Annotated in this window: 23 protein-coding genes; 12 read left to right on the forward strand and 11 right to left on the reverse strand. The window is 61.4% G+C overall.

Going from position 1 to position 22,646, the window contains the following annotated elements:
* Positions 1-123: 123 nt before the first annotated feature.
* The 3 genes from RGD00_RS21020 to RGD00_RS23560 are packed head-to-tail and all read right to left on the reverse strand — an operon-like array spanning position 124 to position 5,125.
* The gene (locus tag RGD00_RS21020; protein WP_310459203.1) at positions 124-3,189 is read right to left on the reverse strand and encodes an Eco57I restriction-modification methylase domain-containing protein; all 3,066 of its coding nucleotides are present in this window, start codon (positions 3,187-3,189) and stop codon (positions 124-126) included.
* On the reverse strand, positions 3,186-4,937 hold the full coding sequence (locus tag RGD00_RS21025; protein WP_310459204.1) for an Eco57I restriction-modification methylase domain-containing protein: 1,752 nt from the start codon (positions 4,935-4,937) through the stop codon (positions 3,186-3,188). The genes RGD00_RS21020 and RGD00_RS21025 overlap by 4 nt, the downstream gene beginning before the upstream one ends.
* On the reverse strand, positions 4,934-5,125 hold the full coding sequence (locus RGD00_RS23560) for a ribbon-helix-helix domain-containing protein (RefSeq protein WP_425603442.1): 192 nt from the start codon (positions 5,123-5,125) through the stop codon (positions 4,934-4,936). Before RGD00_RS23560 ends, RGD00_RS21025 begins: the two co-directional genes overlap by 4 nt.
* A 205-nt stretch (positions 5,126-5,330) precedes the next feature.
* Here RGD00_RS23560 and RGD00_RS21030 point away from each other — a divergent pair, with 205 nt between their 5' ends.
* Positions 5,331-5,936, forward strand: coding sequence for a recombinase family protein (locus RGD00_RS21030; RefSeq protein ID WP_310459205.1), 606 nt, complete (start codon positions 5,331-5,333; stop codon positions 5,934-5,936).
* Positions 5,911-8,196 (forward strand): AAA family ATPase, encoded by a 2,286-nt coding sequence (locus tag RGD00_RS21035; protein WP_310459206.1) that lies wholly within the window; start codon positions 5,911-5,913, stop codon positions 8,194-8,196. Before RGD00_RS21030 ends, RGD00_RS21035 begins: the two co-directional genes overlap by 26 nt.
* Before the next feature lie 26 nt (positions 8,197-8,222).
* On the opposite strand, the gene RGD00_RS21040 is transcribed toward RGD00_RS21035, so the two are convergent.
* Both RGD00_RS21040 and RGD00_RS21045 read right to left on the reverse strand, forming a co-directional pair.
* Positions 8,223-9,269: a replication initiator protein A gene (locus RGD00_RS21040; RefSeq protein ID WP_310459207.1), complete on the reverse strand. Its 1,047-nt coding sequence runs from the start codon at positions 9,267-9,269 to the stop codon at positions 8,223-8,225.
* A 429-nt stretch (positions 9,270-9,698) separates the two neighbouring features.
* A complete protein-coding gene (locus RGD00_RS21045) occupies positions 9,699-10,052 on the reverse strand; it encodes a hypothetical protein (RefSeq protein WP_310459208.1) in 354 nt (117 codons plus the stop codon).
* 137 nt (positions 10,053-10,189) lie between these two features.
* Here RGD00_RS21045 and RGD00_RS21050 point away from each other — a divergent pair, with 137 nt between their 5' ends.
* From RGD00_RS21050 to RGD00_RS21075, 6 genes are all read left to right on the forward strand, one after another.
* Complete coding sequence (locus RGD00_RS21050; protein WP_310459209.1) at positions 10,190-10,855, forward strand: AAA family ATPase; 666 nt, start codon at positions 10,190-10,192, stop codon at positions 10,853-10,855.
* A gap of 4 nt (positions 10,856-10,859) precedes the next feature.
* On the forward strand, positions 10,860-11,156 hold the full coding sequence (locus tag RGD00_RS21055; protein WP_310459210.1) for a hypothetical protein: 297 nt from the start codon (positions 10,860-10,862) through the stop codon (positions 11,154-11,156).
* Between the two features lie 51 nt (positions 11,157-11,207).
* Positions 11,208-11,687, forward strand: a complete 480-nt coding sequence (locus RGD00_RS21060) for a hypothetical protein (RefSeq protein ID WP_310459211.1) — start codon at positions 11,208-11,210, stop codon at positions 11,685-11,687.
* Positions 11,687-13,960, forward strand: coding sequence for a type IV secretory system conjugative DNA transfer family protein (locus RGD00_RS21065; RefSeq protein WP_310459212.1), 2,274 nt, complete (start codon positions 11,687-11,689; stop codon positions 13,958-13,960). Before RGD00_RS21060 ends, RGD00_RS21065 begins: the two co-directional genes overlap by 1 nt.
* Before the next feature lie 601 nt (positions 13,961-14,561).
* On the forward strand, positions 14,562-14,990 hold the full coding sequence (locus RGD00_RS21070) for a plasmid mobilization protein (protein ID WP_310459213.1): 429 nt from the start codon (positions 14,562-14,564) through the stop codon (positions 14,988-14,990).
* Between the two features lie 10 nt (positions 14,991-15,000).
* Positions 15,001-16,473, forward strand: a complete 1,473-nt coding sequence (locus RGD00_RS21075; RefSeq protein WP_310459214.1) for a relaxase/mobilization nuclease domain-containing protein — start codon at positions 15,001-15,003, stop codon at positions 16,471-16,473.
* 367 nt (positions 16,474-16,840) lie between these two features.
* Here the strand turns inward: RGD00_RS21075 and RGD00_RS21080 are convergent, their stop codons facing one another.
* From RGD00_RS21080 to RGD00_RS21105, 6 genes are all read right to left on the reverse strand, one after another.
* A complete protein-coding gene (locus tag RGD00_RS21080; RefSeq protein WP_310459215.1) occupies positions 16,841-17,029 on the reverse strand; it encodes a hypothetical protein in 189 nt (62 codons plus the stop codon).
* A 197-nt stretch (positions 17,030-17,226) separates the two neighbouring features.
* Entirely contained in the window at positions 17,227-17,613 is a 387-nt protein-coding gene (locus RGD00_RS21085) for a thermonuclease family protein (protein WP_310459216.1), read from the reverse strand.
* A gap of 123 nt (positions 17,614-17,736) precedes the next feature.
* Positions 17,737-18,063: a hypothetical protein gene (locus RGD00_RS21090; protein WP_310459217.1), complete on the reverse strand. Its 327-nt coding sequence runs from the start codon at positions 18,061-18,063 to the stop codon at positions 17,737-17,739.
* 11 nt (positions 18,064-18,074) lie between these two features.
* A complete protein-coding gene (locus tag RGD00_RS21095) occupies positions 18,075-18,809 on the reverse strand; it encodes an FkbM family methyltransferase (protein ID WP_310459218.1) in 735 nt (244 codons plus the stop codon).
* Entirely contained in the window at positions 18,806-19,738 is a 933-nt protein-coding gene (locus tag RGD00_RS21100) for a glycosyltransferase (RefSeq protein WP_310459219.1), read from the reverse strand. The genes RGD00_RS21095 and RGD00_RS21100 overlap by 4 nt, the downstream gene beginning before the upstream one ends.
* A gap of 14 nt (positions 19,739-19,752) precedes the next feature.
* A complete protein-coding gene (locus RGD00_RS21105) occupies positions 19,753-19,935 on the reverse strand; it encodes a hypothetical protein (RefSeq protein WP_310459220.1) in 183 nt (60 codons plus the stop codon).
* Positions 19,936-20,202: 267 nt separating this feature from the next.
* Here RGD00_RS21105 and RGD00_RS21110 point away from each other — a divergent pair, with 267 nt between their 5' ends.
* From RGD00_RS21110 to RGD00_RS21125, 4 genes are all read left to right on the forward strand, one after another.
* Complete coding sequence (locus tag RGD00_RS21110) at positions 20,203-21,108, forward strand: ArdC family protein (RefSeq protein WP_310459221.1); 906 nt, start codon at positions 20,203-20,205, stop codon at positions 21,106-21,108.
* A gap of 475 nt (positions 21,109-21,583) precedes the next feature.
* The gene (locus RGD00_RS21115) at positions 21,584-21,919 is read left to right on the forward strand and encodes a VVA0879 family protein (protein WP_310459222.1); all 336 of its coding nucleotides are present in this window, start codon (positions 21,584-21,586) and stop codon (positions 21,917-21,919) included.
* A 224-nt stretch (positions 21,920-22,143) separates the two neighbouring features.
* Positions 22,144-22,356, forward strand: a complete 213-nt coding sequence (locus tag RGD00_RS21120) for a hypothetical protein (protein WP_310459223.1) — start codon at positions 22,144-22,146, stop codon at positions 22,354-22,356.
* A partial coding sequence (locus RGD00_RS21125) for a hypothetical protein (protein WP_310459224.1) occupies positions 22,353-22,646 on the forward strand: 294 nt, incomplete at its 3' end. The genes RGD00_RS21120 and RGD00_RS21125, both read left to right, overlap by 4 nt.

Consider the following 22,646-nt stretch of genomic DNA (forward strand, 5'->3'; position numbering starts at 1 on the left):
CCGCCATGGGCGGACCGGTTGCCCTCGTGCTCACCTGGCTCGATCAGGAAGCGGCTTCGCCTGTCTGGCAACAGCAAGCGGCGGCCGCGCGCCAGCTCACCCTCTTCTGAGGGTGATGCTGGTCTATGCGGGAACCGGCACGGCCTTGGCTAAGGAAAGGTCCGCTGCCGACAGACCAAACAAGTTGCTGACGCGCCCTTCAATCTGATCGCGAAGCGCCGCCGCGTTGCGCTCGTGAAGCGTTTTCTGGCGGGGCGTTCGCGCCGCCAACGCGGCGTCGTTGGCATCGAGCAACTGCCGAACGAGTGCTTCGATCTCTGCGCGCTCTGCCGGCGTTGCCGGTGGAATGGGCAGATGTTCGATGAACTGCTTTCCGTGCGAGTAGTACCCGCCTCGGAAGGGGCTTGTGTGCGTCCTAACCATCGCCTCGCTTAAAGGATGATGCAAAACCGCCAGCAAAAAGAAGTTGGTTTCCGGAGCGCCGGCAAGCGGTCGGATCAGATAGTACGGGCCGTTCCCGCCACCGGTCATCATGATGTTGCTCTCGTCATAGGCGTAGCGGGCTTCGAGCGAGAGAATAGGGAGTATGATCTTGGGGCTGTCGAATTTCGTCAGGCTTTGCGAACGGCCAAATTGATAGAATTGCCGATCGGCGGCCGCGCCGCCCACGACATTCCGGCGCTCCAAATCGGCGCGCCGAGCGGTCAGGTAGGCAAAGCACATCGGGAAGCGCTGCGCCATGTCCGCAGGCTGGATGAGCCGCGCTGTGGCGCGGGCAGCATGGACGATCTCGTAGGGGAAGATCATCCAAGCGTTCGCTTCGGCTCGCGTGTAAGGGTATAGCCTTGCATCATGCAGACAGGGGCGCAGGATTCCGCGCTCGATCGGCCAGTCCCGGCCGTCCCATCGCAGCGTCACCGTGGCAGGCGTCTCGGCCGTAGAACGGAAGATATAGATCGGATCGGCGCTGGTTTGGACACCAACGAAGATTTCCGCCGCATCCTTCAGCTCGCGAGCGCATGCCGCCCGCACACGCGCGAAGAGGGCGCGCGTAGCATCATCCGCAAACTGCCACGGATCATCCGTTAGCTCTGCCGCCGGCAGCACGTTTCGCGGGCCAGGCGTACCATAGCGCCACGGCTCCAAGGCCTCGACGCGCTCCACCGTCACATCGGCCCTGCCTTGTCGGTCGAGGATCAACAAGCAGGTGTAGTTTGCGGCCTGCCGGCCGAAGACCTGCTGAACACCGAAATGGACGATCTCTTCAAGAGCATGGCCGACCGTCACCAATCGGCGGAGCGCCCGCCCCGCCTGAATCGTCATGAACTTGTGCGGGATGATGAAGCCAAGCCGCCCATCCGGCCGCACGAGGGACAGGGACCGCTCGATAAACAGGGCATACTTGTCGAAGTTGTCCTGGCGCGCTGTCGTATAGGGCGAGGCTTCATTTTGATAGAACGCCGCCTCTTCCGGCGAGTATGCCTGCATGTTCTGGATGCGAATATAGGGCGGGTTGCCCACGATCACGTCGAAGCCACCCCGTGCCATTTCGGCGGGAAACTCGTCAGACCAGGAGAACGGATTGATTTTGTCCAGCAGCCCGGCCGGCAGCGCACCCCGCACGGCCGTCCATTCAGCTTGGCTGACAAGGCTATTACCCGCACGGAGCGTCCCGTCGAGTTCAGGCAAAGCAGGCGCACGAGTGCGATCGACGTAATCGCGAAGGCCGCCCGCGCTTTCGTCCTCGATGAGCTTCAGGAGCAGGCTGAACCTTGCTACTTCGACGGCATTAGCGTCTATATCCACGCCACGAACATGGGCGAGCAGGATGCGGCGCTTTTCCTCGAAGGTTAGCCGCCAACCCCCTGCCCCTGCATCGTAGATCGTCCGGCCGGCGTGTGCCGCCCGGTCGTTCGCCTGATACCAAGCCAGGTAATGGTCGGTCAGGAAGTCGAAAACCGAGAGCAGGAAGATGCCTGAGCCACAGCAGATGTCGGCAACCGTAAACGCCACCAGATCAGCCGGGGTCTTTCCGGCGAGGCACGGGCCGAGGGTGCGCTGCACGATCGAATCGACGATGTAGCGAGGCGTCGGAACCACGCCGCCGCTTTCCCGAACCTCCGGCTTGCTGACGATCTCGACGGCGCCAGCGACGTCGATCGTGATGATCTCGCCAAGAAACTGCTCGTAGATTTCACCAAGCACTTCCGTTTCGACGACGGCGAAGGTGTAGGGGCTCTGCGGATAATACAGCTCGTTGATGATCCCGCTCAGCACATCGTCGCTGATCCGGACGCCGAGTCGTGCATCGTCGAGAAGACGGAACAGCCCGGAGTCGTAGAAAGCATCCGCTCGCCGCAGCTCCGTCAGCAGGGCGTCGAAGCTGCCGCCGCCGGCGAGGCCGCGTAAGGTTTCGTAGCGCTCAATGTCGCGATCCTCGCATATGCGCAGAAAGACGATCCGCAGCAGGAACAGCTGCACCGCATAGGTCAGCTCTTCCGGCGAGAGGCCGGGCGTATTCTGATGAATATCCCGTGCCAGCCGCTCACGCCACGAGCGCACCTGGCGCAGGAAGAAATCGTCGAACTGCTCCGCCCCATGGCGGGTAACATCGACCGCGAAACGGCGATCGAACTCGCCTGAATAGACAGCCGCGCGCGAGAGCAATGGCCATAGCTCTTCAAACCGCGCCTCAAACTCGTCGTAGCGCACAAGCAGGATACGGGCGACGTGCGCTTCATCGGCCAAGTCCGGCTTGGGCTGGCAATCATAGACTGCGAGCTGGTGGAAATTCGTCAGCACCGCGATCGGCAGGCTGGCCGAATATCCGTAGCGGCGCGTCTGGAACGCGGCGTCCTTGCTGCGGTCAATCCGCACACTCGGCTTTTTCGCCTCGACGAACAGCTTGCGTTGCCGCGCGAGCCGCAGCTCGTAGTCAGGTTTTTTGGAGAGCCGTTCCTCTCCAACCTCGACAGTTGCCTCCTCGATCACTTCCCGAAGGCCAAGCGGATGCCCGGCAGCATTGTGCACGTCCCAGCCAAACGCCCCGAGCAACGGCGTGATGAAATCAGTCCGTGCCTGCGTCTCATTATACGCAGGGCGAAGATAATCCGCTTCGTTACGCCGGAAGTTCTGAACCAGATCGGCCACCCGCGCGCGGGCAGCCGCCTTGTCGTCCGCGCCCGTCATGCCGCACTTTTCCGAGGACCGCGCCGTCGCGAGTTGCGGCGGTCGCGCATCTGCGTCCAGACGCTCTTCAGAAGGTCACACTCCCCGGCGGAAAGACCCATATGATCGCGCAGGATGATCTTCGCGTTCTCTTCGAGCACGGCATCCAGGCGTCCGGCGCGAACGAGCTGATCGACTTCCTTGAGTGGCATCGCGCCGTTCAGCTGCGCCGGCATCAACAACCTCTCGGCTTCGGTGGGTTCAAGCTCCAGAACTCCGCCGCCATAGCTCCGGCCCTCGATTTCGGCCGAGGCAGCGGTCAGCCAGGTGTATGTATTGGCGATCACCCGCTCCGGCTTCGCGCCATGACTCCGCATTCGGTGGATTGTATCGGTGGAAGTGGCTCCGGAAGCGTTCAGCACCATGCGCGGGAAGTCGTAAATCTGCCGGAAGGCAAAGCCATCGGGGACCCACACCGAAGGCACTAAATACCAAGGTTTGCGGATCGAGCACTTGTATCCCTTATGGAACTCTTTGCGCTCGCCTTCCTCGATATACCGGCGCAACTTCGCACTCAGCTTGCTGGCCTGCGCCTTGCTGATGTTCAGAAGATGCACCCGATCACCGCCCGCCGCGAGGGATCTCCAGTCGGCTTTGCCTATCTGGCTTCCCTTGAGCTGGGCCGAGCGGGACACCAGCGGCGTCGTATAGCCCTCAAGACCGAGATCTTCGACCTGATCGGCCGAGAGCACAAAGAACTCATTCTTTCCCGTTACCACGCCCACGTCGATGCTTGCGTGGGTGGACATGCAGGTAGTGGTTTCTGCGTCGCGGAGCGCGCGCATGAAAGAAATCTGTCTGTTATCGAGGAAGTATTTGAGCCACTTTTCGCTATCGTGCCGGATCGTTTTCGGCTCCGCCCGAGCGAGCAGAAGCGCCGGCTTAACCTCCGTAATGTCCGCAACCTTCTCCGTCGCTGTCAGCGCGACACGGCAGGTGTTCTCCTCAGACGCGGCCGCCAGCGCGCCCTCTGCCAGCAAGAGGACAACTTCCTGCTCCGCATTTTCAAAGAACAGCTCATTGCAAGCGATTACGTCGATACGTTCGAAATGATCGGTCAGATAAGACCGCAGCTGCGCCGCGTATGTGACTTGCAGGATTTCAGCGGGCAGGACGAGCGCGAGCCGCCCGCCGGGTTTCAGACTCGCCGTCGCCGCCACAACAAAAGGCACCCAAATATTCGTCAATCGGTTTGGCGTAAGGCCCTGATCGCCCATGATCGCCATTGCCCTGGCACGGTGCGGCTCCGGAAACGACTGGTATCGGATGAAGGGCGGGTTGCCCACGATCACATCGAACGCAGGCTGATCCGTGCTCTGCCACCAGCCAAAGAAGTCCGAGTTGACGACGATCTTTTCAGCAGCCTTACCAAGAGAAGGCCGCAAGCGTTCTGTCGCCGCCTGCGCTTCTGCAGGGATGATCTCGGTCCCCGTCAGGAGACGAGCGACTTTCGCGGGCGTCGCCCCTAGCGATAGCAGCCGCGTCGCAGCAGCTTCTAGAAACACCCCGTTTCCACAGCTGGGCTCAAGCACAGCGTCTGCCGCAGACTGAATAGCCCACCCGCACAGCCATTCAGCGACCTTGGACGACGTGTAATAACCACCCCGAAGCTTGTCTTCATCGAGATCGGCAAAGCGCCCGCGCGGCGCAACAGCGGCGGCACTCTTGGGCTTTCGGGCAATTGTTTTTTTGGCGCGCGCGGTCGTCATTCTTTCCCCACATGAAGCAGTGGCATGTCTTCCTTAAGAAGACGGTCAACCGCTTCGCGGACGACCCATGCCACCGACACCCGATTTTTCCGGGCGATTTCGCAAAGTTCGCGATGCTGCTCCGCCGAGAGACTGACGGACAGGCGATGCGCGGACTTGTCGTCGTGGGTTGTGGCAGTGCTAGGCATAGCTGTTTGCTTTTTACATCAACTTGCACCACCCTACATCACAGCGGTGAAGCGGACAAGGCCGCCTCTCGAAAACGACCGTTTTTGAGAGAACGGGCTAGAGGCCGTTTAACGGACACAAGGCGCAGCCCTTCGTCTCTCAGAACTATCTCTTGAAAGTAACCTCTCGAATCCGCCATAGTGAGATGAGTTTCAAGAGGTTTGCATGCTTGTCGGTTATGCCCGCGTTTCGACGCAGGATCAGAAACCAGCTTTGCAGCTCGACGCCCTGAAGGTGGCAGGCTGCGAGAAGGTATTCACTGAGAAAGCCTCCGGCGCGCAGCGCGACCGGCCTGAGCTGACGGCCGCTCTGTCATACATGCGGCCGGGGGACAGCCTCGTCGTCTGGAAGCTCGATCGCCTGGCTCGCTCCCTGCCCCAGCTCATCGAGACCGTCGCCCAGCTCGAAGCCAAAGGCATCGGCTTGCGCTCCCTGACGGAGGCGATCGACACAACGACAGCAGGCGGGAAGCTGATTTTCCACATATTTGGTGCCCTAGCCGAGTTCGAGCGATCTGCGATCCGCGAGCGAACCCGCGCCGGCCTGAAGGCTGCGCGCGATCGTGGCCGCAAAGGTGGGCGGCCCCCTGCCCTATCTGCCGCCGATCTGGCAGCGGCCAAGGCGCTGCTGCGCGATCCGGCGATCACCGTAGAAGAGGTGGCGACCCGCTTAAAGGTTTCGCCGGCAACGCTCTATCGGCATTTGCCGGGAGGGCGTGGAGGTATTGAGGGACAGGGGGAAGCAAGTGCTCAGGAAGATCATCGGGATTAAGAACGTCGGCCGGTTCCGCAACTCGGCCGCACCAGGCAATCCGCAGCTTGCCAAGCACACTTTCATTGCCGGGGCGAACGGCTACGGGAAAACGACCCTGTGCGCCATTCTGCGCTCGCTGCAAACCGGCGATCCAACCCATATCCTCGGCCGCAGAACCCTCGGCACGACAGACGCGCCGACGATTGAGCTATTGCTGGACGGCGGACAAGCCCGCTTCGACGGCGCAGCATGGAGTGCGACCAAACCGGAAATCGCCATCTTCGACGGCGTGTTTGTTGCGGAGAACGTCCACTCCGGGGAGGTTGTGGACATAGAGCATAAGCGCAATCTCTATCGCGTCATCGTCGGGGATGCCGGCGTAAGGCTCGCGGCGCAAGATGCCGACCTTGCCGCCGAGAGCCGCGCCAAGACTGGCGAGATCAGCACCGCGAGCAAGGCGGTTCAGCCGCATGTGCCGGCCGGCATGAAGCTGGACACCTTCATTGCTCTGCCGGAGGCGGCCGACATTGCTGTGCAGATCGAGGCACAAGCGCGCAGCGTGGATGCGCTGCGGCAGGCCGGTGCGCTGCGCGCCCGCCCTGCCCTTTCGGAATTTGCCATTCCGGGCCTGCCGGCGGATTTCACAGGCCTGCTGACCCGCACCATTGAAGATATTGCGCAGGACGCGGAGCAAAGACTGTCGGCGCACCTGGCCGCGCACGGCATGACGGCCAGCGGCGGCAACTGGATCGCGGACGGCCTCAGCCATGCCGACGACACCTGCCCTTTCTGCGGACAGGACATTCGGGACCTTCCTCTGATCGCCGCTTTTCGGGCCGTGTTCAGCGAGCGTTACGAGGCGCTGGCGGGAGAGATCGCCGCCATGAAAGCGAGCGTTGCGCAGGACATGGGCGATGCCGCCCTGGCCCGTCTTGGCACCCTCGCGGAGCAGAACAACGGCAGCATTGAGTTCTGGCAGAAATATTGCGCGATCGAGGCCCCTGCCCTCGCCTTGTCGGTCGAGGCCGTCGAGGCGATTCGCGGGCTTGCCGCCGCGGCGATCGGTCTTCTCGATCGCAAGGCGGCCGTGCCGCTCGACCCGATCACGCCGGATGAAGGTTTCACGGCCGCCCGCGCCGCTTATGACCGCGCGGCTACCGCCATCGCGGCGGCCAATACCGCGATCCGCGCGGCAAATGTCGTCATTGCCGACAAGAAGGCTGCCGCCGACGCGGGCGACCTCAAGGCAGCCGAGGCCGAGTTAGCCCGCCTAACAGCAATCCAAACCCGGCACCGCGCGGACGTGTCGGGGCTTTGCGCTGCCTATACGAAGTTGTGCGGCGAGAAAGACGCCATAGAGGCGCGAAAAGAGGCTGTCAGGAAGCAGCTCGACGCACACACGAAGACTGTGGTGAAGCCCTACGAGCGGCGCATCAACGACTATCTGGCCGCTTTCAATGCTGGCTTCAGCATCACCGAGACCAAACATGCCTACCCCGGAGGTGTCGCCACATCGAGCTATCAGCTCGTCATCAACGATACCGCCGTTGACCTTGGGGATAGCAAGACTCCGGGCGATCGACCGAGCTTCAAGAATACCCTCAGCGCCGGCGACCGAACCACCCTCGCCCTTGCGTTCTTCCTGGCCCATCTGGAGCGTGATCCAGGAGCTGCCGGGAAGCTAGTCGTCTTCGACGACCCCTTCAACAGTCAGGATTCCTTCCGCCGGCGGCAAACGGTTCACGAGATCATGAAGGTTGCGGGAAAAAGCGCCCAGGTAATCGTGCTTTCGCACGATGCCACCTTCCTCAAGCAGGTTTGGGACAAGTCACCAGCGGCCGACCGTGTTGCGCTGTCGATTGCCGATCACCGCGCCCAAGGTTCGAAAATTATGCCGGTGGACTTGGAGCACGCTTGCCGTGGCCGGACGGCCACCGACATTGACGACCTGCAAACCTACCTCACAACCGGCGCAGGTGGCTTGCTCGATGTTGTCCGAAAAATGCGCGTCGTCCTCGAAACCCATTGCAGGACGACCTATCCGGGCAGTTTCCTTGCCGGTGATTGGTTGGGAGACATGGTGCGGAAAGTACGCGAGGGCGGCGACGCTCATCCTGCGCAAGCGCTCTATGACGAGCTGGACCAGATCAACGGCTACACCAGCCAGTATCACCATGGTGAGAACATGGCTGACGCTACGCCGGATCAGATCGACCCGAGCGAGCTAACGGGCTTTACCCGCCGCACTTTGCGCATAGTGAACGCACTACAAGCTTGACTGTGCACAAGTGCACGATTGCACAATCAAGGGCGACCCCGCTTTTCAAACCAGCTCTGGCAGAACTTCACAAAGTGGCGCTCCGGATGCTTCGGCACGATCTCGTTCTCGCCAAGCCATGAGCGCCATTCCTGCTCCAGATAGTGAACGTCCCAACCAGGCGCGGCGTTGCGGGCATCGCCGAACACGTCGGAATCGAGCCGCCCCGTCCAAGGCTCGACCGGCGCAAGCGCCGCCTTCATCGTGCCCCGGTTCTGGAACGTGACCATGCCCTCTTTTTCGTCGAAGGTGACAAGGTAGTCCGGCAGGTGATCGGTCGCCGCCAGCTCGCGCACGGAGCGCCGGAACTCCTTCTCCGAAGACTTCGAGCCCGATTTCTTAAGCAAGACTTCGAGCGAGACTTTCCAAGAAGCCTGCTGGCCGCAGTGCTTACGCGCCAGCTCGTAAATCCGCCGCTCTATGGGCCGCCTCAGCCGGAAATAATCCCGATGCAGCGTCAGCACTTCATTGTGCCGGATTGCGTTAAACACCCAATCCGAGAGGGTGATTTCGCAGGAGATCAGGCGGCCATCGAGACCATGCTTGCGGCGGATGGATGAAGCGTCGATCAGGCCGAACGTATCGGTCTGTTCTTCATCGCCCGTGCGAATGTTGGTCGAGATCGTCGTGCCGCGAATGCGCTCGATAGCGTCTTGCAGCGCCTCGTAGTCCTTCCCCGCCGTGCCCCGGTTCGTGAAGATCAGCAAGTCGCGGCTGTTGATGCGCACCCGCTTGGAGACAGGCTCGTTGTTCTTCAGCTTCGCCATGATCTGCGAAATGCAGTAAATCAGAATATCCTTGTCGTAGATCGTGGCGAGCCCTTTGACGCTCGGCGTCACCTGAAGCCACTGACCATTGTGCTCATAGCGCCGAATGCTTGTCTCCGGCTTCTTCGAGAGCGAGTAGAACGGATGCTCCATTTGCGGCATCACGTCCTTGAGCACGGCGTCAGCCACGTCGCAGATGAACAGATCATACTGCGGATGACGCTCAGGGATCAGCGCGAGCTGTGGATTCGGGGTTTCAGACACCATGGCCCATATTCGGGGTTTCACCCACCGAAGGCAAGAGCTTTCGGGGTTTCACCCACCACCCGCCAGAAGCGCCCTGTCGGGAGCTGGCTTCGGGGGATCAGCCACCCCGATCAGGAGCTCTTTTCGGGGTTTTACCCGCCACCCAAAGGATTCGGGGTTTCAGACACCAAGATTCGGGGTTTCAGACACCAAGATTCGGGGTTTTACCCACCAGTTATGAAGAAAGATGGCGAAAACTATATGCAAGATCAGCGACTTAGGGGAATTCCAGAATCCCTTAACACTGAATCTAACACCTATTTAACACCCTCTCTTGCAGCGCCGCCTGTGGATAACTCGGCTTTGAGGCCCTGCGAGCCCGCAAAGCCCGGTGCATGCCCAGAAGAAAAAAAGGGCTTGGCAGAGAACACAGATGGCCGGGCCAGCGCCCTACTTGCGAAGGAAACGCGAGCCGACAATCGCCGCACGGGCACTCTCATCACTCCAAGGTAGGCGATCAACCCTCCCCTGCCCTATCTTCTCGCGCCGTCTCCTGATCAACAAGCCAACCTCAAGCGGTTTTATAGGATGCCACCAACGCGGCAGTGGCGTCACAGTGCAGGCCGCGACCTGGATGTGAACCCAGCCGTAGCGGTCGATCTTCGAGATTTGGCCGGTGATGATCCGATGCCCGATCATTGTCGGCGGCTTCTTTGACTTGCGCGGCTGAGGCTTCCAGATCGGCTCGCGCCAGCGTATCACATCAGCGACGATGAACTCAGTCCCGCATTTCAGCCATTCCAAGAGCCCTCCCTTCCGACTGTGCCATTGTGCACAAGTGCACGTCTGCACGAAATCCTTGACGAGCACCCCTCTCTCTTGATATTGATCCTAATTGCAATTGTGCACAAGTGCAGGATTGCAGTTTCGCAGGGGTGCACATGAAAACAATCGCCATAGCTATGCAAAAAGGCGGGGTCGGAAAGTCCACCTTGACCCGATCTATCGCCGTCGCGGCTTCAAAAGCCGGGATGAACGTCCTCACGCTCGACATGGACGCCCAGCAGTCCACGACACAATGGGCGGACCGACGCGGGGACCAGCTCCCCCTTGTCCGCTTCGTCACCGAAATCGAGCTTCCGAAGGTGCTCAAACAGGCCGCCGAGGCGGGCTGCGATCTCGTTATCATCGACACACCGCCCGCGCGCAGCACAGAAGCGCCCGCCGCCGTCGAATACGCCGACCTCGTGCTTGTACCCTGTACGCCTGACATAGAAGCCTACGAACAACTTCCCCGCACGGAACGCCTGGCACGAACGACCGGCAAGCCTGCCGCAGCCGTGCTCACCATGGCGCAGCCCAACAGCCGGAGCGAAGAGGAAATTGCCCGCGCGATCTTCGCGGAACTTAAACTTCCAATGGTTCCAGCGATCCTGCACCGCTTCAAGGTGCATCGGGACGCCAGCAGGGACGGCCAAACAGCCCAGGAGTTGGAGCCGGACAGCAAAGCCGCTCAGGAAATCCAGGCTCTTTGGGATTGGGTTTGTGCAGAGTTGCAAATTGGCACAAGTGCACTTGTGCACAAAAAGATGAGAGCGAAAGGGTAGGGCCATGGCCAGAAAAGCGACCGCAGAAACCTTTCTGAAGAAGATGAACCTCGCAAGCGAGCCCGAAGCGCCCGCCGCGAAGGCAGAGACATCGGCAGAGGCCGCGCAGGCGGCCAAGAACAAGAAGCCCGCAGGGCGCACCGGCCTCAAGCACATTGGCGGCTACTTTGACCGCGAGACCGTCGAGCAGGTGGCCGTACTGCGGGCGCGTCTCGACCTTGATAACTCCCAGCTTATCAAACGCGCCATCGAAGAGCTTTACAGCCGCGAGCTGGCCGCCCGCAAGTTCGGCGACCGCTAGAATCCTGCAACTGTGCACCGCTGCGCTTGTGCACAAACTGTGAGACTTGCCATGCCGAACAGGATTCCGCCTGACGACAAGGACAGCACCGCGCTTGCGGCGTGGGAAAGAGGGCAGCCGGATGCAGCCGATGCGCCCAACAACCAAGCCCGCCTACGCGCACTCTTCGACGTGCTGCCCGACGTGCGGACGCTTCAGGCGGTGCTCGATGCCGCCATGAACGACGGCCGCCCGCCTGAGCGATTTGCCATCGAGGCCGAACCTGCCATGCTCGACCTTCTTCGTCACATTGAGGCTCTCGACGCGGCCGCTGCTGGCCGCGCACCCGTGCCGGTCGAGCGGATTGTGAGCCTGATCGTCAATAATCACCTTCAGAGCCTCCTGCACCAGCTCGTCACCGATCCGACGAGCCATCCGCATTATGCCAAAGCGTGGAATGCCCTTTGCGCCGCCGAAGGTGTTCCCGACTTGGCCGCGCCGTCGGGCACGGCCTCAGAAGGGTTACAGAAGGCCGAGGAAGGGCCTTTCTGATGCTTCAGGCTACACGACCCCGCCTTCATTCGTTCGTCGTGTTCCTTGGGCTCCTCTTGGCGTTTACAGTCCCCGCCGCCGCCCAGCAGCTTTCTCAGGCCCAAACCGTGGAGCTGGAGCAGGATGCGGGCCGGCTCGCCGATCTCATGGTTGAATACCGAAATCTGTTCCTGGGGCAGAACACTACGCTCACGGAACCCGAGAGGGCTGCCCGCAACCGTGCGATTACACGACTCATGGAGGTTATACGCGCCAAGTGGAGAACAAGGCAGCCAGCCCTTGAAACCCGGCTCAATCAAAGAGCCGAGGCGCTTGCGGAGCCCCGCCATAAAGCAGAGCGGGAAAGGTACGAGCGCGAAATGCAGACGCTCCTTCGGCCCAACCTCGTAGACAAAGTGTTTAAAGGTACGAGTGAAATCGCAGGTTATCTTTGGAGCGCAGTTGGCAGTCTTATGCAGTGGGGTCTCGTTATTGTTCTCGTTGCCCCTCTGGTTTGGTTCCTGTCGTGGTTTGTGAGCGCTACACGCAATAGGGGAGAGCAAGAGGGGTTACCACCGCTGTCCGACAACTACGGCACGGCGAGCTATGCCGACGTGCGGTCGCAGATGCCACATTTCATCTACGCCGTGCAGGGCGTGTTCTTCGGCAAGAGCAGTGCGCCGGAGCTGGATCAGATACCGCTTGCCGAGCAGCGCGGCGCGCCGGTTCTCTCGACACCCGAGCATCACACTTTGATCGTCGCGCGGACCAGGACAGGGAAGGGGACGCGCGTCATCGTCCCGACGCTACTGCGCTATGCGGGCTCTGCCATCGTCATCGACCCCAAAGGGGAAAACGCGGCGATCACCGCCCGCGTACGCTTCGGCATGCTGAACAAGGAAGTGCATGTCATCAACCCATGGGGCGAGCTGGCCAGGACCTTCAAAGCGCGCGGATTGCCGCCCGCTACCTTTAACCCGCTCGACGTGCTCGACAGGAACGACCCGAACGCTGTCGCCGTTGCACAAAGCCTTGCGGGAGCGATTTGCCCATCAAGCCCCGGAGACAAGGACCGCTATTGGCAGGGCAGCGCCGCGAATGTACTGACCGCCGTGCTCCTTTGGATCACCGATCAGCCAGACGAACAGAAAACGCTCGCCCGCGCCCGCGAGATCGTCAGCCTCAGCCGCAAGGATTTCACCGACAGGTTTCTCGTGCCCATGGCCGCATCGAGCGCCTTCGGCGGCGCGATCCGCGAAATGGTCAGCCCCTATCTCGACCTTGCGCAGGAGACCTACAGCGGCATCATGGCGAATTTGTCGGAGAACACGAAGTTTCTCTCCGACCCGCAGGTGAAGGCCGCGACGGCCACGTCATCCTTCGACATGGCCGACCTGATCCGTGATCCCGTGACGGTCTATCTGGTCATCCCGCCCGACCGCATCGACACGCAGCGCACCTGGCTCCGGCTGATGACGGCAGCGGCCATGCACACCTTCAAGCGCTATCCCTTGGACGGCCGGCCGCCGCATCGCTGCATGATCCTGATGGACGAGTTTCCGGCTTTGGGCCGGATCGAGGACATGCCGCGCGACATCGCCACCATGTCGGGCTACGGGATCGACTTCACGCTGATCGTGCAGGGGATCGACCAGCTCAAAGATCACTACGGGCCTGCCGCCGGAACGATCCTCTCCAACTGCGCCTACAAGTGGTTCTGCAACGTCAGCGACCTTGAATCGGCGAAGTATCTCTCCGACACGCTCGGCAAGGCGACCGTGCGCACGGTCGGGAAGGGCGAGTCCCACAACGAGGGGCCAGGCGGCTCAGCCAAGGGCGAGAGTATCAATTACGGCGAGACCGGCAGGCCGCTTCTCATGCCGGACGAGGTACTGTCCCTTGGCCGCGAGGTGGCGATTGTTCTGAACCCCGACGGCCGCCCGCACTATCTCCGGCCCGTCGATTACTGGCGCATCCCCGAAGCCTTCGCCTCGCTTATGACCAGCTATCGAAAGCTCTATTGGGAGCCGCCGCTGGCCTGGGACGAAAACCCGTACTTTGCCCGAGGAGGGGAGGGGGGGGACGAGAGCAAGCAGACCGCGCCCCCCAGCGGCAAGATGAGCCGCGAGGAAGCCTTGGCCATCCTCGGCCTCGCAGAAGGGGCGAGCGCTGCCGACATACGCGCAGCCTGGAAGCGTCTCATGCAGAAGGTGCATCCGGACGTAGGCGGTTCCAACCGCCTCGCGCAAATCCTGAGCGAGGCAAGGGATACGCTCGCCGAGAGCACGACATGAGAGCGGCAGGGCAGGGCGCTCTGTGCTATACTGCGAATCGCACAGCGAAGAGTGACAGCCGCCGCGCTCAACTTCGTGCCTGCAAGCCCCTGACTTGCCGCGAAGTCGCCCATACCCGCACTGTTTGTGCTATCCTGAAAGAGTCGGTTGAGTGGTTGTGCAAGCCATGTGCGGGGGTCCCGCACGCTTGGCAAGGGTGGCGCTTCGCCCTCCCGTTGCATCCCTCCAGACCCAGCGTTGACACCTGGGAACCGTCCGAAGGCTCTGCCTCTCGACACCGCCAGGGTTTCACCCGTGGACCGACCAAATGGGCCTTCGTGCCCCTTGGAACCCTGACCAAGGCGCTTCGCCCTTGGAACCAGACGAGGGGCTATCGCGCCCCTTCGACCACTCGCCGGGACTTTCGCGTCCCGGCACCCACGACCAGAGCTTTCGCGCTCTGGACGACGAGCAGGAGGCTGTCATGCCCCTGCACCCTGACGAGGGGTATGCGTCCCCTCGACCACGCGCAGGACACGCTGTTCCTGCACCTCAGCCGGGTTTCGCCCCGGTATCGACAATGGAGCGGCCATTGAGCCGGTGAGAAGAAGCGAGGGGGCATATGGCCGGATCGGACAAGCGGCAGCGGGACGCACAGATCAAATTCAGGTGCACCTGGGAAGAGTTCGCCACCGTGGCCGGTAAGGCCGACAAGGCTGGAATGAGCCTCGCGGCCTTCGCTAGAACCGCAACCGTCGGCGCGGCGGGGCCGCGCTCTCTCCGCCGTGTTCCCGCCGACGCCTATGCCCTTCGCCAAGTGCTTGGCCACCTTGGCAAGGTCGGCAGCAACCTCAATCAGATCGCCCGCTATCTGCATACCGGCGGCGATCCGCAGACCGTCTTGCCGGATATTCGGGAAGCGCTCGCCGCTCAGGCGCGACTTCGCGGCCTGATCTATGAGGCGCTTGGCAAGACGCCTGACAATGCCCCGCCGGTCAACCCGCAGCCACCGGCAGCGTCGTCGAAGTTCATCCCGCCCCGAAAAAAGTGACGGGGCGGTCATGATTATCAAAGGGGGCTCCCGCGCCGGACCACAACAGCTCGCCGCCCACCTTCAGCGGACGGATACCAACGAGCAGGTGGTGATCCTGGAGCTGCATTCAGGCGTTGACGATCTCGCCGCCACATTCCGCGACTGGCAGACCCTCGCCGAGGGTACGCGCGGCACGAAGGGTCTGTATCACGCCAACATTGATCCGGACGCCCGCTATGCGATGACGCCGGAGCAATGGGCGCAGGCCGTGGACGTGCTGGAGCGGGAGCTGGGCTTCGAGGGCCAGCCCCGCGCCGTCGTCCTTCACGAAAAGAAAGGCCGCCAGCACATCCATGTCGTTTGGGCGCGCACCGACGCCGAGACCATGACCATGCGCACCGACAGTAACAACTACGCCGCTCACGAGCGCGCCAGCCAGGCGCTTGAGCGGTTATTCGGGCATGAGCCCGTGCCTGGCAAACATGCCAAGCGCGACCGCGACCGGCAGCCAGACCCCCCGAAGGCCGCCGTCAGCCATGCTGAATGGCAACAGGCGGAGCGCATCGGCCTCAGCATTGAGGACCGCCGCGCGCAGATCGCCGCGCTACACAGCGCGAGCGACAGCGGCACAGCCTTCAAAACTGCCCTTGAGGAAGCCGGATATGTGCTCGCGCAGGGCGACCGGCGCGACTTCGTGCTGGTCGATCCGGCAGGAGAAACCTTCAGTCTCGGGCGGCAGCTCAAGGGCGTGAAGGCCGCAGAACTGCGGGCCTTCATGGCAGACGTTGACCAAAGGGCGCTTCCCACAGCCGCCGCCGCCACCGATCAGCAGCGCGCCCGCGCCGCCCAGGCGGAGCCGCCATCCTTCAAGATGGAGCCCCCGCCGGTCGAAGATTTTATGCCCGCGCCCGAGGCGCAGGAGGCCAAGCCGGAGATCCCCGGCCTCGATCCGCGCGTTGCCGAGGCACTTGCAGAGCGGGAGCGTGCAGATGCCGCCAAACTTGCCGAGTGGCATGCCGCCGAAATCAAGCGGCTCGATTATGCACTTAAGCTGGACGACAGCGAGAAGATCGCCGGGCTCGACCGCCAGCATGCGGCCGAGCGTGACCGGCTCGCGCGTGAACAGAGCGCCGCTGCCAAAGGCATCGAGGGTTTCATCGAGGCCATGAAGAACCGGCTGAATCCCGGCCGTAATGCGCAAAGCCTTCAGGCGCGGAAGAAGGAATGGAGTCAGCTTCATGCGCGCCAGGATCGAGAAAAGACAGATATGGCAGTGCTTCTCGCGCAGAACCGGGCGGAGCAGCTCGACGAACTGAGAGAGCGCCATGCACAGCAAGTCCGCGAACAGGACGCGCTCTTCGAGCGCGACCGGCAGCGCTACGCCGAGGACGCGGCGCGCGCCGAGCGCTTGCTTCAGCAAATCGAGGCTGACCGGCGCGAAGCCGAAAGACTCCAGCAAGAGGGGAGGGCGGGCGAACCGCCCCCGAGACAGGCAAAGTAAGCGGCTCGCGTTTCCTGCAACCAGAACCGGGCCGGTCAAAGAGAAGAAAGGTTGCCACCGAAGAGGACGACGAGTTTGACGATCCGCCCGAGCTCGTTCCTGGCTTCATGCCGATGGTCCGGCGCGTGCTCACGCGCTTCATGCGGCCTAAGAAGCGCAAGCAGATCAAGAACCGCCGCGCCGGAGGCCTTCGGGCGCTTCTCGCCCGCCTCGCTTTCCGCTCGAAGTTTTTGGCCGTACCGGCTCTGCCGCCTGCACCGAAACCGCCTGCACCTGAGCCGCCGCCAAGGCTGCCGCGTGGACCACGGCGGCCCTTGCACGGCCGTTTTAACGGACCTGCTGGACCATGATCCCCGAAGGGGCGGGGTTAGAACCCCGGCCCCTTCAGGCGGCGTTTGATAATCGCTCGGTTGATGTTTTCGAGAGAGGCGAGCGCATTGGCGCGATGGGTCGTTGCCTGCTCGGTCTGCGCAAGCGCGCGGCTCACGCACAGAAACTTGGAGTGCAGGATGGCGATGGGATGTTCGTCGAGTTCTGCGGCGGTGATGAGGCGCATGAGGCTGTCTCCTGTCTCTGAGGCCGCAACCATCACGGCCTTTCATGCCCCAATGGTAGGCAGCGGGATTGCCGGTACGCATCCGGAGGACTGAAACAGCGTGGAAGAGCCCTTCAGGGCTTGCGCCCCAAGGGAAGACCGAGGCCAGGGTGCAGGATCAAAAGGACGGTGTGGGGGAGGATTCCGCCGGGATCAGGTTACCAGCACATGATGAAGCCGTAGCGCCGCTCGGCATGACCGGCTTCGAGCATCGCGCAGGAGAGATCGACCTCATCCGCTTTGCAGCGACCAAGCGTCCGGCCATACTTGTCCGTGCCTTCCGAAGCACACTCGACCCGCGTGCGGGTGATCGACGAGAGATAATCCTTCGCCGCGTGCGGATCGCCATTGACGCAACGCCGCCCAGGGCGGCAGTGCCCGGGCATTTCCGGCGCGTCGATCCCGACCAGACGCACCCGCTGACCGTCGCAGCGGAACGTGTCACCATCGACGATGTCCGGCTGATAGCAGGCGAGGTCGGCCGCACTAACCTTTGCTTTGCCGAACATAATCCCGGCAGCCCCGAGAAAGGCGACAATCACCATCGCCGCTTTGTAGGGGAAGCTTCCTCTTTTTGTCTTTCTTTGCCGTCTTTTGCGGTGAAACTTAATAACATTCTGATCTTTCAGTGAACACCTGCCTGTGTAGGATAATGTATCTTATGGAAACTAGGAATCGGTTAAAATAGTTTCGCCCAAAGCTCCGCTGCACATAAGTCTTTCACATTTTCTGAATGTCATCTCGGCCCATCTCTTGGCCGCATCATCAGGGTCAACAAGAGAATTTGCAATAAAAAGCATGAATCCAATTGCTACATCATAGCTGTTTCCGCCTTGATTTTGTAGGTGCAGAGTTATTTGTGAGAATATGTCTCTATGGTACGGAGAGATTTTGTATGGTTCTCCTAGACTATTCTTAAATTCTCTCTGAATGATTTCCTTGGCTGCATCTTCGAGTGCAAGACTGTGATTTATATCTAATGTCATGATTCTCATTATATTCAGGATTATCTATCATTGTTTGTAAAATAGTGATCTTCGTGGATGGTCTTTATGTGGACGAAGCCCATACTGGCCATCATCTCAATCAATGCCGCCACCCTGTCCGGCCAAGCTTCGATCTGTAAGACGCAACTATTATTCTGCAGTAGCGCGGTCGCGCCTTTCAGAACGGCGCGTTCATGACCTTCCACGTCGATTTTGATTGCAACAGTCTTTCCTGAGCACGAAAGCAGTGTATCGATCGACGTGCACTCGACTTGGATGGCTTTATCTATCCCTTCAGTGCCTGCCGCGATCCGGCTTTGCCCCGTTGAACCAGTAGGATAGATGGCGAATGGCGCTGTGCCCGCTGCATCCGAAGCCGCGCAACGGTAGGTCTGCACACGCGTCGTAAGGCCGTTCAAATAGAGGTTGGCCAGCAGTTGCGCGTAATTGCGCGGATCGGGCTCGAATGCCCAGACATGTCGCGCGCGCTGTTCTGCCGCGACCTGGAGCGTGTACAGGCCGAGGTTGGCACCTATGTCGAGGAAATAGTCGAGATTGGGTCCGGCCTGAGCGAGCAGGTAATCCACCTGATCCTCTTCATAGCCGCCGCAAATGATTTTGCGATCGACGCGGTTGCGGCGGTCGAGAAGCCATTTCAGACCGCGATACCGGATGATCCGCACATCTGCTGGCCAGATGCGGTTGCAGAAGCGCTTCAGCTCCTTCGAGACAAGCGTTCTGAGGTTTCGCTTCATGCCCGCTCCGGCGTCGCGCGGCCCAACCGTCCTCCATCGAAGCCCGCAAACCGGTAGTTGAGGTTCACCTTGTCGCCCGTGACGGTTTCCAGTGGTGTTGTTACCGTGCGATCCGCGCGTAGCTCATCGACACCGGACAGGTGCAGGACGCCTAAAGGCTCATGCGGCATAAAAGGTTCTACAAAGAGATTCTGTTCAGCGTCCCATCGCGGTTTGCAGACGCAGAGCCAGTGTGCATAGGCCGGCAGCAGCTCCGCGCGGTAGCCTTCGAGGTGAACGAGCTTGCCTAGGGCGAGCTGTTCCGCAGGGAACAGCTTTCCCTTCGTGGCGGCTTCAATGACGAGTTTCTGCCAAGGCTTCCAGTGAGGTGCATCTGCTGCCAGAGCAAAGCAACCCGCCGACAGTACGTATTGCTCTACCATGGCCTTGGCGTAGCTGTTGCCGAAGGGCTTCCGGCCATTGGATGAGTAGAAATTCTTCACCTTGATCGGCCAGTTGCCGAGCCAGGATATGCGAACGGGCTTCGTATAGGCTCGATCAGCGCTGCTTGTAAGGGATATCCGATCCCCTTTCTTTGCTGCCTCAATGAACATCTCGATCGCTGACCATCGCTGCACCCAGGTATCGGCATCGAGCCAGACGTACATATCGTAGCCAGGAAAAATCTCCGGAATGAAAGGGCGGCATACGCAGGCTTTGAGGTAGTCCTTCCCCTTGGTCCGTTCTGTCGGGATCGCAGCGGGCCATTCAGGTGAAACAATGCGGGCAGCACTCCCGGACAGCGCCCCTACCTGTTCGCGGGACAGGCCGGCATCAATGATACAAATATCAACTCCACTCGACTCCGGAAATTGCCGGATGGAAGCAATCAATTCTTGAAGAAGAGGGTAATAATTGGCGTCACACCCTGTAACAATGGTTATCTTCATAGTTGATTGCCTTTCTATTCTTTTAACAAAGAATAGTAAAAATTTGTCATTAAGTCATTTATATTGTTATACTTTACGTAATGAGCCGTTGTTTTATTTGCATACGATTTGGCGCGTCCGGCAAAAGCCGGAATGGGCTCTAGGGCGTTGAGTGCCCCCGAGCCGTCCTCACCTTTCGGATTGGCCGTCTCAGCCATGCGGTGACGATCCCTTGCGCACATCATGAAGCGGTGCGGGTAGAGGCCCGCTGCGCTTTTTTGGGGCCTACAGCCCTTTTCGCTTTGGGGCGTGCCGCCCCCTGGCCGTCAAGACCAAGCCCTGTCGGGCGGAAAACGGGGGCCGTGTTGTCGCTGGCGCTCCTGCCCGCGCCACCCCCGTTTTCCGGTCCTGACTGCCGATCCCCCGCTCATTGCCGCGTGGCTAGTCGGTTGCATGCGCAACCCCTAAGCCAAGGAAAAAAGGCAATGAAACAAGATGTTTATGAGAGAGTAACCGCCCACATCGTGGCCGAGCTGGAAAAGGGCGTCCGCCCTTGGTTCAAACCGTGGAACGCCGAACACGCCGCAGGTCGGATCACCCGCCCCTTGCGCGCCAATGGTCAGCCCTACCGTGGAATCAACGTCCTGATGCTCTGGGGAGCGGCCAGCGAGCGCGGCTATAGCGCCCCCATCTGGATGACCTTCAAACAGGCGCAGGAGCTGGGCGGCCATGTCCGCAAAGGCGAAAAGGGCAATCTGGTCGTTTACGCCAACACCATCACGAAGACCGAGACCGACGAGAACGGCCAAGAGAGCGAGCGCGATATTCCCTTTATGAAAGGCTACACCGTTTTCAACGTCGAGCAGGTGGAAGGGCTTCCCGCCCATTTCTATGCTCTGGCCGAACGCCCCGCCGAGACCGTGCAGCGCATCGCGCATGCCGAAGCGTTCTTTGCCGCGACCGGAGCCGACATTCGCCACGGCGGAGACCGCGCGTTTTTCAGCCCCGCAGAGGATCGGGTGCAGATGCCCCCCATTGAAGCCTTCCGCGATGCCGAAGCCTACTATGCGACCCTTGCCCATGAGTTGACCCACTGGACGAAGGGGAAAGGCCGTCTTGAGCGGGATTTCGGCCGCAAGCGGTTTGGAGATTCAGGCTATGCGATGGAGGAACTTGTCGCCGAGCTGGGAGCAGCCTTTCTCTGCGCCGATCTGGCCTTGAGCCCCGAGCCGAGAGACGAACACGCCGCCTATCTCGCGCACTGGCTGGCTGTCCTGAAGGAAGACAAGCGCGCCATCTTCAGCGCCGCCGCCCACGCGCAGCGCGCCGCAGACTATCTCCACGGCCTTCAGCCGCAGGCCGAGGAAGAAAGGCAGGAGGTGGCCGCCTAGCGGCCACCACTTCCTGTCCCGCCCACCCACCCCAGGGAAGGCGGCGACCCTTCGGGCCGCGCCGGTCAGGAGCCCGCAGGCGGGCGAAGAGCGGCGTTGTTTCAGTTACATAGGCCACAAGAGCCCCGCCGATCACCGGAATCGGGTAAAATGAAGGGGTGAAGTCCCCTCGCGCCTTGTATCGCTGCCGGAGCCGTCAGCTCCAATCCTCGAACGCCCGCTCTCGCTTCGGCGGCGCGTCCTTATGGCCGCTGCACAGCCAGCAGGAGCACGGACGGCAGTGCGTCGAAGCGTTCCGGCCGACCGCGCGCGGCGAATGCTCAGCTGCGGAGAGCCCGCGCGACCACAGCGCCATGATCCGGCGCGCCCGCATCTTCACGCGCTCCTCGTCTTGTCTGCGCCGTGCCCGCATGATGACCGCTCTTCCCGCCCCTTCTCTCTTGTCCCGCCGCCGGTCACGCCCAGGAGCTGGCCGATGAGGCCGCCCGAGCGCGGCTATACCCACACGCAGGCCGAATGGCAGGCCGAGGGCGAGCGCCGGTTCGGCCCCGACATGCTCACCTGGAAATTCGTCTGTCCGAATTGCGGCAACGTCGCCGCCATAGCCGATTTCAAGCCCTATCGCCACATGGGCGCGGATGCCAATGCCGCCACTCTCGCCTGCATCGGCCTCTTCACCGGAGTCCGGCTCGGCAGCGCCCGTCCTTGTCACTATCTCGCTCTCAAGGACGACGGCGCGCTCTGCCCTGTCGCCGTCCTGATCCCGTCCGGTACGGTTGTCCCCTGCTTCGCTTTTGCAGAGCCGCCATAGCGGCGCGAACGGTTCCGGATCGTCCCGCTTTTCCCTTGTTTCGTTTGCATCCCCCTCGGGCATCGTGAGCCCCCTGCCATGCGCGGGCGCTACTGCCGTCAACAGGAAGCCTCGGCTCCCCCGCGAGCGGTCCCCCCAATTTTCCTGTGTGACGCCGCGCCATCGCGCCTGGCTCTCCGTGGGTACGCCCGAGAGGGCAATGCAAACCAAGGAGAAAAGACATCATGAAGAAGACCGAAACCAAAGCGCCGGCATTGATCGCCTGGCATGTCCGCGAACCCAAAGGGGGCAAAGCCTTCTGGACCCGGATCGGAGCGGCCTGGCAGCACCAGAACGGCGACGGCCACACCCTTCAGCTCGATCTCTACCCGATGGACGGTCGCGTTGTCCTGCTCCCGCCAAAGGCAGATGAAGCGATGGAAGGCGGTGCAGCATGACCCGCACCTTCACGCGCCACTACGAGCATCATGAAATCGTCTGGAACGGCATCAAGCTCGCCGTTTCCTACGAGCCCCGCTGGCTCAGCCTGGCCGATGACTACGGCCTCGACACGGCCCACATCGAAATCGAGACCATCGCGCCGGAGCGCGCGCCGCTCCCGATCACCGAGACCGGCTATCGCTCGCACTTCACGACGGCTTCGGCCGTCGCCGCCATGGGCGGACCGGTTGCCCTCGTGCTCACCTGGCTCGATCAGGAAGCGGCTTCGCCTGTCTGGCAACAGCAA

Source organism: Ruixingdingia sedimenti (genome assembly GCF_031432425.1).
In the GTDB taxonomy this organism is placed as follows: domain Bacteria; phylum Pseudomonadota; class Alphaproteobacteria; order Rhodobacterales; family Rhodobacteraceae; genus Ruixingdingia; species Ruixingdingia sedimenti.